The 11,557-nt window shown below is 38.2% G+C and carries 10 protein-coding genes; 3 read left to right on the top strand and 7 right to left on the bottom strand.

The features are described from left to right. Positions 1-925 precede the first annotated feature (925 nt). Together crp and OW492_RS09035 are read right to left on the bottom strand one after the other, a co-directional pair. Positions 926-1,564, bottom strand: coding sequence for a cAMP-activated global transcriptional regulator CRP (gene crp / locus OW492_RS09040; protein WP_025565472.1), 639 nt, complete (start codon positions 1,562-1,564; stop codon positions 926-928). Positions 1,565-1,793: 229 nt separating this feature from the next. Then, entirely contained in the window at positions 1,794-2,024 is a 231-nt protein-coding gene (locus OW492_RS09035) for a YheU family protein (RefSeq protein ID WP_290039625.1), read from the bottom strand. A 256-nt stretch (positions 2,025-2,280) separates the two neighbouring features. Between OW492_RS09035 and OW492_RS09030 the strand changes: the two genes are divergently transcribed. Then, a complete protein-coding gene (locus OW492_RS09030) occupies positions 2,281-2,586 on the top strand; it encodes a cytochrome c (protein ID WP_290039624.1) in 306 nt (101 codons plus the stop codon). 67 nt (positions 2,587-2,653) lie between these two features. On the opposite strand, the gene OW492_RS09025 is transcribed toward OW492_RS09030, so the two are convergent. The 5 genes from OW492_RS09025 to OW492_RS09005 all read right to left on the bottom strand — a co-directional run bounded on the left by OW492_RS09025 (position 2,654) and on the right by OW492_RS09005 (position 8,179). Next, complete coding sequence (locus OW492_RS09025; protein ID WP_290039623.1) at positions 2,654-3,256, bottom strand: peroxiredoxin C; 603 nt, start codon at positions 3,254-3,256, stop codon at positions 2,654-2,656. A gap of 221 nt (positions 3,257-3,477) precedes the next feature. Further along, positions 3,478-4,320 carry a 1,4-dihydroxy-2-naphthoyl-CoA synthase gene (gene menB, locus OW492_RS09020; RefSeq protein WP_290039622.1) on the bottom strand — a complete coding sequence of 281 codons (843 nt, stop codon included), beginning with the start codon at positions 4,318-4,320 and terminating at the stop codon, positions 3,478-3,480. A 39-nt stretch (positions 4,321-4,359) separates the two neighbouring features. Beyond that, positions 4,360-5,139: a 2-succinyl-6-hydroxy-2,4-cyclohexadiene-1-carboxylate synthase gene (menH, locus tag OW492_RS09015; RefSeq protein ID WP_290039621.1), complete on the bottom strand. Its 780-nt coding sequence runs from the start codon at positions 5,137-5,139 to the stop codon at positions 4,360-4,362. Continuing rightward, complete coding sequence (gene menD / locus OW492_RS09010; RefSeq protein ID WP_290039620.1) at positions 5,126-6,856, bottom strand: 2-succinyl-5-enolpyruvyl-6-hydroxy-3-cyclohexene-1-carboxylic-acid synthase; 1,731 nt, start codon at positions 6,854-6,856, stop codon at positions 5,126-5,128. Before menD ends, menH begins: the two co-directional genes overlap by 14 nt. Positions 6,857-6,880: 24 nt before the next feature. Continuing rightward, positions 6,881-8,179: an isochorismate synthase gene (locus tag OW492_RS09005; RefSeq protein WP_290039619.1), complete on the bottom strand. Its 1,299-nt coding sequence runs from the start codon at positions 8,177-8,179 to the stop codon at positions 6,881-6,883. 119 nt (positions 8,180-8,298) lie between these two features. Here OW492_RS09005 and menA point away from each other — a divergent pair, with 119 nt between their 5' ends. Beyond that, positions 8,299-9,213: a 1,4-dihydroxy-2-naphthoate octaprenyltransferase gene (menA, locus tag OW492_RS09000; protein WP_290039618.1), complete on the top strand. Its 915-nt coding sequence runs from the start codon at positions 8,299-8,301 to the stop codon at positions 9,211-9,213. 203 nt (positions 9,214-9,416) lie between these two features. After that, positions 9,417-11,513, top strand: coding sequence for an elongation factor G (fusA, locus tag OW492_RS08995; protein ID WP_290039617.1), 2,097 nt, complete (start codon positions 9,417-9,419; stop codon positions 11,511-11,513). Positions 11,514-11,557: the final 44 nt, after the last annotated feature.

Raw genomic sequence — 11,557 nt, 5'->3', positions numbered from 1 at the left:
TAGCTAGGGGCGAATGATACGCCAGTATCGGTTTATGAGCGGGCTAAGCTCCGCGTGCCCTGGTGGATCCGCGACAGCGATGGCCCACGATCGGAGGAGCGCTGCGACGACTTTCCATCGCCAAGCAACTCATTAAACGAACCCTGTTGATTAACATCGAGAAGGTATTCTTATGTCTAAAATTCGACTATATCTGAGTTTATCGTTATTTATATATCAATTGACGACACATCTTTTAAGGGGCGCTGGCTTCAGCCTGCAGTTGTTTGTGTTGATTTCGGGTTACTTATGAAGTGTTGATTGGTTAATCGCAGTTAATCATTGTATTCGACGATTAGCCCCTAGGAATAAACGATCCAACATGGCATTGAGTAGATCAAAAGCCGAAGCCTCAAACAAGTAGGTTGAAAAAAGAAACTGCAGACCTCTTTTGCTCATGTAACCAGAAAGCTCACTTATTACTAAGCTTATTTACATCAAACTTTACTCGATGATTACAACTACTTTTCCGGTTTAATCAACATAAAAACTGCAGGCTAAAGCCTCCCCCCAGTTATTAAGCTGTGCTTAATTGCTCTCGCTAATTGTGTTGTTTGTTTTAACTCCAATGAGCAAAACTGATCAATATCAAATGTGTAGCCCTTAAAACATCATGCTGCCGTCTAATTCTCTCTGCTTCCGTAATATCAAATTACACCGATTATTAGCATTAGGAGTTGTATGTCCTATTGATGGATCTTATTAATGCTATAGAGCCTTCTGATGCTTTCTAACGAATATATTTGTTACCTTTGCTGTGTTATGAGGCATTTAGTCTAGTTGCTGTCTGTTGTGATGGATAATTAGGAGAGTTTTTAGATATAAAAAAACCGCAATTAAGCGGTTTTTATTTTTATACTATTTAGAATCGTTTATGTAGAGCTGATTAACGAGTACCAAATACTACGATTGTTTTACCGTGTGCAGAGATTAAGCCTTGTTCTTCTAGCATTTTTAAAATACGGCCAACAGTTTCACGTGAACAACCTACTATTTGACCAATCTCTTGACGAGTGATTTTAATCTGCATGCCGTCTGGGTGAGTCATTGCATCTGGTTGTTTTGCTAAGTCTAGTAATGTATTTGCAATACGACCTGTTACGTCTAAGAATGCTAAGTTACCCACTTTTTGGCTAGTCACTTGCAGTCTGTTCGCCATTTGACGAGAAAGACGCATCAGAATTTCAGGGTTTACTGTAATTAGCTGTGTGAATTTTTTGTATGAGATCTCTGCTACTTCACAAGCTGATTTAGCTTTAACTGAAGCACTACGAATTGGATTCTCTTCTTTATCAAATAAACCTAGCTCACCGATAAAGTCACCTTGGTTTAAGTAAGATAGAATCATCTCTTTTCCGTCTTCGTCTTTAATAACAACTGCAACAGAACCTTTAACAATAAAATATAAAGTATCAGCTTTTTCACCTGCGTGAATTAACATACTTTTAGCTGGGTATTTATGCGTATGGCAGTGTGATAAAAACCATTCTAACGTTGGATCGGTCTGAGGTTTGGTAATGATCATAAATTTCCCTTTGTCTGTAGTAATAGCTTAACCGCTACTTCTTGTTATTTATTCACTAATTCATTTTAGTTATGTATGAATTGTATCGTTTTTTTTTCATACTCTGTAATATTTATGAGTATTAGTTGTGTAATTAATTAGATCTTTGTCATAAATAAGCGCATTTTTTTAACTAATATTCAGATTATGGACTAGTCGATACAAAATTAGCAATTGATCTGTTTTATTATTAATCAGTTTGGGCCTGTGAAAATGCCTCTTTGCTCACTAAGGTAACACTTTCATGTAACTCTGAGTACATAATATAAATGTCCTCATTCTTGACTTGCTTTAAAATCTGTAGTGTCTTTTCCTGTAATGAAAACTCTACTTCGCCATAATCAGTCCCTTCTCGCAAAATATACTGTTCAATTAAATTACTTAACGTGGTTTCATCAAGTTGTTGATAGGGTATACGCATTACTTTACTCATTGTTTTTATTAAACGATGTATCGACTTTTAGATTACATTATCGCTTTAATAATATTATTAAAATGAATTAAATTAGTCGATAGCTAATTATATGATTCTGAATATATTGTTTCCCATAAAATCTCTGTGTTGAATGACTTAGCTGTTAAATCATAATTTATGGGAAAATGCAGATCATATTGCCTATTTGCTTGGTATCATAGGATTTTGAATTATACGGTGATTATTTCTCAATGGAGCTTATATGAATATCAAAATACTAGGTTTAGTATTAATAGCATTTCCTTTATCAACCTTCGCAGGTGACATTGAAGCGGGGAAAGCAAAGTCTGCAACTTGTGCCGCTTGCCATGGGGCTAATGGTATTTCTAATGTCCCTGTTTACCCTAATTTGCAAGGGCAACATGAGGGGTATCTTGTATCTGCCTTGAACGCTTATAAGGCGGGGCAGCGTCAAGGTGGTTTATCGGCAGTGATGGTACCACAAGCTACGTCATTGAGTGATCAAGATATTGAAGACTTAGCGGCATATTACTCATCATTAAAATAAATATTAATGGTAGTTATATGTTAAATGGCCTTTCACAGGCCATGTTATATTGACTTACTGTTGATGGTTACAAATCGTCAGAATGACTAGCAAGATATTTAGCAACACCCTCAGGTGAGGCTTCCATAGCGGCTTTATCTTTCGCCCATTGTGCGGGGCAAACTTCTCCGTGTTCTTCATGGAATTGCAATGCATCTACCATGCGTAGCATTTCATCTATGTTACGGCCTAAAGGTAGGTCGTTTACTACTTGATGGCGCACTTTGCCTTGATTATCGATTAAGAAAGAACCACGTAATGCGACACCTTCCTCTTCTAGTTCTACATCATATGCTTTACAAATTTCATGTTTAATATCTGCTACAAGCGGGTATTGGACTGCTCCGATTCCGCCATTATTGATAGGTGTGTTACGCCATGCATGATGAGAAAATTGTGAATCGATAGATACACCAATTACTTCAACACCACGTGCTTGGAAATCTCCAAAACGTTTATCAAATGCGATCAATTCAGAAGGGCATACAAAGGTGAAGTCTAATGGGTAGAAGAAAAGCACTACTTTTTTACCGTTAGCAAAATCTTTCAGATTAAATTTATCTACAATGTCGCCATTACCTAATACTGCAGCCGCAGTAAAATCAGGGGCTTGCTTGCCTACTAGTACCATGTGATTTTCCTTTATTTAAATCAAAGCAATACATTGAATCAATGCTTATGTTTTATGTAGCCGACTATGATGCGATAAATTAAGACTTTATGAAATGCTTTTATAGAGAACACTTAATTAATGTGACTGCTATTATTAATTTATTGTAGCAGTCAATATTAATGGATGTTTGGTGATTTTAGATTGTGTGCTTAGACTGTCGTTTGAAGTCATGCTTTTGGTTATGGATTTCTTGAATATTGACTAAAATCAGGCTTACGTTTTTCATTAAAGGCGTTTCTGCCTTCTTGTCCTTCTTCACTCATATAAAAAAGCATTGTTGCATTACCTGCTAACTCTTGTAAGCCTGCTTGGCCGTCACAGTCTGCATTCAAGGCTGCTTTTAGACAGCGTAATGCCATTGGACTATTTTGTAATATCTCACGACACCATTTAACCGTTTCTTTTTCTAATTCAATGAGCGGTACGACGGTATTTACTAATCCCATATCAACGGCTTCTTGTGCATCATACATACGACAAAGAAACCAAATTTCTCGTGCTTTTTTCTGCCCTACAATGCGAGCCATATAACTTGCACCCCAGCCACCGTCAAAGGAACCGACTTTCGGACCCGTTTGACCAAATTGAGCATTATCCGCAGCAATGGTTAAGTCACACATCATATGTAATACGTGTCCACCACCAACAGCATAACCTGCCACCATAGCAATAATAGGTTTAGGGCAGGTACGGATTTGGCGTTGGAAGTCTAATACATTGAGGTGATGGCCTCCTTGTTGATCTTTGTAACCTGAATCACCGCGTACACTTTGGTCTCCACCAGAGCAGAATGCGAGGTCTCCTTGGCCAGTAAGAATGACCACACCAATGTCCGAGTCATAACGTGCATCTTGTAATGCTTGCATCATTTCGTTGACGGTTTGTGGTCTAAATGCATTCCGTACTTGTGGGCGGTTGATGGTGATTTTAGCGATGCCTTCTGCTTTGTGATAATAGATATCTTCAAAAGTTAAAGGGCTTACTTGCCATTGTATTGTCGAATACAGCGCTGATTCAGTCATAGTGCTCCCATTATTTATGTCATTATCGAAATTAAGCGGTTAGTTAGCGAGTTGCTTAATCGTATTGGCATAGTTTAAGGGGTCTTGTTGGTGTGTATTATGACCTAGACCAGTAAAACAGCGGATTTTAATATTTTTAAGTGTTGGAAATAATGCGGCGACCCGCGCAAATTTAGTGTCTTTTTCACCATATAAATAAGTAATGGGTAAATCGGTTTTTTTTAAAAAGTGACTGGCACATTGTTGATTCGCTAAACTGGTTGATAACAACATATTAGCTAGAAATACACCGTAGTTATGACTGCGTTTCTCAATAATGAATTGTTTTTGAATGTCATTAAGGTCATTAAAAATAGGCTGTGAGTACCATTGCATTAAGCTTTCATCGATGGCATTGGTTGCAAAGTGTGATGCCCACTCTAGATCAAATTGTCGTCGTTGTTGTTTTTCTTGCTCGTTGTCTAAGCCTAGATGACAAGACTCTAATACCAGGTGCTGTAAACGTTGGTCTGCCTGCGTGCGTGCATAATCTAAGGCGATGCGTCCGCCTAGGGAGTAACCAATTAATATAAAAGAGTGGATATTTAATGTTGCGAGGGTGAATTGTATTAATTGGTGGCAGTTTTCGAAGCCGTTTTCTAGTGAAATCACACAGCCTGCGGATCGGCCATGGCCTGGTAAATCTATGGTGACACAATGATAATCATCTTTGAGTGCTTCGATGGTGCTTTGCCAATCGTTACGGTTGCCTAAAAATCCATGTAAAAAAACTAACGTAGGGTGAGACGTTGAACCTTGCTGTTCACTATATAATGGCATTTTTTATCTGCTCCTTGATAGTGTCTAATTGTCGTGCTGTTAGTGTGTTATCGGTACAAACCTCGATCAGGGTAGTGCAATTTTGCGTGTTATTCATTAATGCTGTTTGATAGTGTGCTTTAAATTCAGAAAATGTTCTAGGTTTTGTATAATTGATGGAAAATTGTGCGCAAGTTTGAGCAAAGGTCAGACCATGCGGATTTTGATAAAACTGCTGTTGCTGTGCTGCTGGCACTGGTAATAGATTAAAGATCCCACCTCCATCATTATTCAATAATAATATGATAAAAGGGTTATTTAGTTGCTTGAACAGGGCTAGAGAGTTTAAGTCATATAGGAATGAAGTATCACCAATGACTAAGCTACTTACCGTATTTTTTTGTTTAGCGATACCTACCGCTGTCGCTATTAAACCATCAATGCCGCTTGCTCCTCGATTACTATAAATTTGTGCAGCTGTGCAAGCGAACATATCTGCAATACGGATAACAAGGCTGTTACCAAGCATAATTTGCTTGGATGAATCATTGAGCAGATAAGTGATACTGTTAATTTCATTAAGACCTGGCGAATGAGTATAGGTTGTTAATGTTGTGTTGAGCTTTTTCTGTATATTAACTATTTTACTTAACCAGTCTTGATCTGGGTGACTCTGTTGCTCCACGGAACAAACGAAAGTACTGGCCGAAGTAATAAAACGCTGAGTAGCACTGTGAGTAGGATCAATTCTTTGCTGGTGCTCTGATACGACCCAAAGCGATGCCGTACTGTTATCAATTAATTGAGTAAGTCGTTTGCTAATTAGCTGGTCAGAAAATTGTATGATCAGCGCAGATTCTTGTATCAAATCAGAAAATGTTTGATTCATTAATAATAGATCATAGTGAAGGATATTCTGTTCTGAATCTTGCAGTTGAGACTGTACATCAGCGAAAAGTGGCAGTTGATGTTGAATACAAAATTGCTCAATGGCTAGAGCTTGTTGTTTGTTCTGTAGCCTTCCCGCTATAACTAATGTTTTTGGGCTCGGTAAATTAATAGGGCTGGATAAAGTAATAGATTCTGTTTGGTGATAATAAATGAATGGATCAACTTGTTCAGTCCAATACTTTAAACTACTTAAATAATCCTTAAAATTGATCAACTCTTGCTTAGGGTAAAGTGGCTCTGTAAAGCTGATATTAAAATGAATAGGACCTTGATTCATCTCTTGCAAAGCAACCCCTTGATTTAGTGACGATAATAAATAATTAGGTTGAATTTCGGTGGTCGGACTAGGTATCTGTTTAAAAAAAACTGGATAATGAGCAAAAATATGCTGTTGTTCTATCGCTTGATTAGCCGCGCAGTCAATTAGTTCCGGTGGTCTGTCGGCTGAAAGAATAATTAATGGTAAGTGGCTTTGTCTTGCTTCTATTATTGCTGGGTATAAGTTTGCAACTGCGGTACCTGAGGTAGTAATTATTACAACAGGTTTAGCGGATGCTTTACATAGACCAAGCGCAAAGAAGCCTAACCCTCTTTCATCAAAATGAACATGAGGTATCGTTTTTGCGTGATTTGCTACTGCTAATGTTAAAGGGGTCGATCTAGAGCCTGGTGCAATACAAAAATCTTTAATGCCGTGACGAGTCAGTTCTTCTATTAACAAGCTTGCCCATAACAAGTTAATATTTGCATGATAATATGAAAACGAATTATAGTTGTCTGCATCCATCTGTAAATCTCCTGTATCTATTCCTTATCGACTATTTAGAATAGTTAAAATCGTCTCTATTTTATTATCGAGTTCTCGCCACTCGTCACTGGCAATTGATCCTGTGACAATGCCAGCTCCAGCAAATAGCTTAATGCAATTTTTTTCAATCAAAGCACTTCTGATTGCAACACTGAAATCACTTTTATGTCGGCTAATATAGCCAACTGCTCCAGCATACCAACCCCTCACATAAGGCTCATTATCATTGATAAATTGCAGTGCGGATGATTTGGGAATACCCCCGACCGCTGGTGTTGGGTGTAATTTATGTAGTAGTTGACTATCTTGTACTTGTTTGGGAAGGCTTGCTTTGATCGGAACACATAAATGTTGCACATTCTGTAATTGCATCACATGGACAGGGGAACTGACTACCTGTGCTTTTAATTGTTTTAAACTCGCAACAATAAATTCTTGTACGATATGATTCTCTCGATCTATTTTTTTGTCATGTAATAACCCTTGCAATAAAAGTTGATCTTCATCATTGCTGCGCCCCCTGGGGGCTGTACCAGCTAACGCTTCGGTAGAAATAGATTGATGGTTTCGTGAGTATAAGCGTTCTGGTGAACAACTAATAAAGCTGCGTTGATCTGAGAGCTTAAATACATAATGAAAACTATTAATGTTCGCTTCTTGCCATAAGGCCATAATATCCCAAACGTTGATTTTGCAATCAAAACATAACTCAGTTTCTCTGGATAACACCACTTTAGGAAGCAGTGCTTTGTATTCTATTGCTAACCCAACCAATTCAGACCATTGCTGTTGATTGGGCGCATCTTTCCTGTTTATCTGTGTAAGTGAAAGGAGTGAAGTTGGTTGCGGTGACTGTAGTTTTTTGACTGTCTTAATACTATTATCAACGCTATTCTTACCATTGAAATGAAACACCACTTGATACTGATTCTCTATTATTTGAATAACCATTAATGGACGAATAAAGTATGTTGCAGGAAAGTCTTTCCATTGTTCGCCTTGTTGTTGGAAGGCTAGCCCACCTAAATAAAGTTGTTGGTTAAGTGTATCGGGGATATGATTTAGCGTTTCAATACTACCAAAGCTAGCCAGCGTATGCGTGTGTTCTTTATTTTGCCAATAGATATGAGGGTATAAGCCTTCGTTATTGTGTATGGTGTCTTGTTGGCCATTAAGTAACGCTAATAGTGGAATGGGCTCAATGACAATGATTAAGTTTTGCGATGGGTATTGTCCATGATCAAAACGAAACGATTGTAGTTCCTGTATTAATTGTTGTTGAAATTGCTTAAATTTAGGCATTAGTGCGTTACAACTATTGTTGGTTAATCAACATTTATATAACACTATCTTAACCATCACCGCTGTATTGTTATTGATAAATATCATCGTTTAGCGTTTTATTCATATAGGATTATTTAGTGAACAAATTCCAAGTTTGGGTTCAAGCCTGCCGTTTACGTACTCTGCCTTTGGCTGCCTCTTCTATTATTGTTGCTGGTGGACTTGCTAAGCACTATCAGGTTTTTGATATGGGGATTTTTCTATTATCTTTATTAACGGCTTTGTTATTACAGGTCTTATCCAATCTAGCGAATGATTATGGTGATGCATTGACTGGTGCTGATGAACAAAGAGTAGGGCCTCAAAGAATGATGCAAAGCGGACTTATTAGCAGAACCGCAATGCAAAAAGCACTTATATTTGTCACCTTTGCTTGTCTTCTTTCTGGTTTATTTTTATTGGTGCGATCTTTTGGTGATGACCTTTCTCATTGGTTGGCTTTTATCGGCTTAGGTATCGCGGCCATTATCGCGGCAATTACTTATACCATGGGTAAGATCCCCTATGGATATCGTGCCATGGGTGATATTGCTGTATTTCTATTTTTTGGTTTATTAGGTGTGTTAGGTAGCTTTTATTTACAAGCCTTAACATTACCGCACGCTATCCTATTGCCCGCTGTTAGTATTGGCCTGTTAAGCGCGGCAGTATTAAATATTAATAATATGCGTGATCTAGTAAACGATAAAGCGGCCAATAAAATTACTTTAGTGGTTTTATTTGGACGCAAAAAAGCATTTGTTTATCATCTATCAATTCTAATTGCTGCGATGATGTGCAGCGCTGTGTATATTTATACTTTACCAGGTAGTCAATTTTGGCAATTCCTATTTTTATTAATTGTTAGTCCATTAATTAAAAGTTGTACGCAAATCTCCATTGCTTTGAATGGCTCTGAAAATGAGAGTGTAATTTTTAATGAACAGTTAAAAAATATGGCAATCAGTACTTTTGTTTTTTCGTTGTTGTTTTCTATTGCACTGATCACATGAACTGCTTAATTTTGCGACTAAATACTGTTTTAAATAACAGTGTTTAGGTTTTTTTTCGCGTTTTTCAGAAAATATGACAAAATAAAGTAGAAAAAAACAACATATTTCCGCTTTTTTCTAAATACTGTGTTCTGTTTAACTACAAAGATTGTATAATGCCGCGGGAATATAGCCTCCAATTTTTTACATACAGAGTATAAAAAATGACAGATTTAAGTAAATACAGAAACATTGGTATTTTCGCGCACGTTGATGCGGGTAAAACCACAACTACAGAACGTATCTTGAAACTTACTGGCCAGATCCACAAAACTGGTGAAGTACATGACGGCGAATCTACAACTGACTTCATGGAACAGGAAGCTGAGCGCGGTATTACTATCCAATCTGCTGCTGTAACTTGTTTCTGGGACGATCACCGTTTTAACGTTATCGATACTCCTGGACACGTTGACTTCACAGTTGAAGTATATCGTTCTCTTAAAGTACTTGATGGTGGTATCGGTGTATTCTGTGGTTCTGGTGGTGTTGAGCCTCAGTCAGAAACTAACTGGCGCTACGCGAATGACTCTAAAGTTGCTCGTATCATCTTCGTAAACAAATTAGACCGTATGGGTGCTGATTTCTACCGTGTTGTTAAGCAAACTGAAGACGTATTAGGTGCTAACCCACTAGTTATGGTATTACCGATCGGTATTGAAGATGACTTCTCTGGTGTTGTTGATCTATTAAGCCGTAAAGCATACGTTTGGGATGATTCTGGTCTTCCAGAAAACTATGAAATCCAAGATGTTCCTGCGGACATGGTTGATAAAGTAGAAGAGTACCGTGAAAAGTTAATCGAAACTGCGCTAGAGCAAGACGAAGACCTACTAATGGAATACTTAGAAGAAGGTACTGAACCTTCTATTGAAGACGTTAAGCGTTGTATCCGTGCTGGTACTCGTACAATGGACTTCTTCCCTACTTACTGTGGTTCTGCATTTAAAAACAAAGGTGTTCAACTTATCCTTGATGCTGTTGTTGATTACTTACCTTGTCCTACAGATGTTGATCCACAACCTCTTACAGATGAAGAAGGTGAACCAACTGGCGAAGTAGCAACTGTTTCTGCTGACGAAACATTTAAAGCATTAGCATTCAAAATCACTGATGACCGTTTTGGTTCTCTTACTTTCGTACGTATCTACTCAGGTACTCTTAAGAAAGGTGACACAATCCTTAACGCTGCAACAGGTAAAACTGAGCGTGTTGGTCGTATGTGTGAAATGCAAGCTGATGACCGTAACGAACTTACTTCAGCACAAGCGGGTGATATCATCGCTATCGTTGGTATGAAGTCTAACGTTCAAACTGGTCACACATTATGTGATCCAAAAAATCCAATCATTCTTGAAGCAATGGTATTCCCAGAACCAGTAATCTCTATCTCTGTAACACCAAAAGATAAAGGTTCTACTGAGAAAATGGGTATCGCTATCGGTAAAATGGTTGCAGAAGATCCAACATTCCGTGTTGAAACAGACCAAGATTCAGGTGAAACTATCCTATCTGGTATGGGTGAACTTCACTTAGATATCAAAGTAGATATCCTAAAACGTACTTACGGTGTTGAGTTAGTTGTAGGTGAACCTCAAGTTGCTTACCGTGAAACAATCACACAAGCAGTTGAAGATTCTTACACTCACAAGAAACAATCTGGTGGTTCTGGTCAGTTCGGTAAAATTGATTACCGTATCAAGCCTGGTGAAGCTGGTACTGGCTTTACGTTCACATCTACTGTTGTTGGTGGTAACGTACCTAAAGAATTCTTCCCTGCAATCGAGAAAGGTTTCGAAGGCATGATGGATAACGGTGTACTTGCTGGTTTCCCTGTATTAGATGTTGAAGTTGAATTATTCGATGGTGGTTTCCACGCCGTGGATTCATCTGCAGTAGCATTTGAATTAGCAGCACGTGGTGCATTCCGTCAATCTATCCCTAAAGCGGGTGCTCAACTTCTAGAGCCTGTTATGTCTGTTGACGTATTCACGCCAGACGATCACGTTGGTGACGTTATCGGTGACCTTAGCCGTCGTCGTGGTATGATTGCTGGTCAAGAAGCTGGTGCTTCTGGTGTTCGTATTAAAGCTGACGTACCTCTTTCAGAAATGTTTGGTTACATTGGTTCACTACGTACAATGACTTCAGGCCGTGGTCAGTTCTCTATGGAGTTCAAAAACTACATGCCTTGTCCTTCAGCAGTAGCTGATGCAGTAATCGAAAAAGTAAAAGCTGAAAAAGAAGCTGCTAAGAAATAATATTTCTTAGCAATCTTTGAAAGTTCGAGCCCTAATGATGAAAG

Source organism: Psychromonas sp. 14N.309.X.WAT.B.A12 (assembly GCF_030397575.1).
Classification (GTDB): domain Bacteria; phylum Pseudomonadota; class Gammaproteobacteria; order Enterobacterales; family Psychromonadaceae; genus Psychromonas.
The sequence above is the reverse complement of the archived record's forward strand: the minus strand, read 5'-3'. Positions and strand labels throughout refer to the sequence as shown.

Bases quoted from the DNA above. Each gene is read 5' to 3' on its own strand.
- menD (WP_290039620.1), bottom strand. From the start codon at position 6,856: ATGGATGCAGACAACTATAATTCGTTTTCATATTATCATGCAAATATT.
- menB (WP_290039622.1), bottom strand. From the start codon at position 4,320: ATGACTGAATCAGCGCTGTATTCGACAATACAATGGCAAGTAAGCCCT.
- crp (WP_025565472.1), bottom strand. From the start codon at position 1,564: ATGATCATTACCAAACCTCAGACCGATCCAACGTTAGAATGGTTTTTA.
- fusA (WP_290039617.1), top strand. From the start codon at position 9,417: ATGACAGATTTAAGTAAATACAGAAACATTGGTATTTTCGCGCACGTT.
- OW492_RS09025 (WP_290039623.1), bottom strand. From the start codon at position 3,256: ATGGTACTAGTAGGCAAGCAAGCCCCTGATTTTACTGCGGCTGCAGTA.
- OW492_RS09035 (WP_290039625.1), bottom strand. From the start codon at position 2,024: ATGCGTATACCCTATCAACAACTTGATGAAACCACGTTAAGTAATTTA.
- OW492_RS09005 (WP_290039619.1), bottom strand. From the start codon at position 8,179: ATGCCTAAATTTAAGCAATTTCAACAACAATTAATACAGGAACTACAA.
- menH (WP_290039621.1), bottom strand. From the start codon at position 5,139: ATGCCATTATATAGTGAACAGCAAGGTTCAACGTCTCACCCTACGTTA.
- OW492_RS09030 (WP_290039624.1), top strand. From the start codon at position 2,281: ATGAATATCAAAATACTAGGTTTAGTATTAATAGCATTTCCTTTATCA.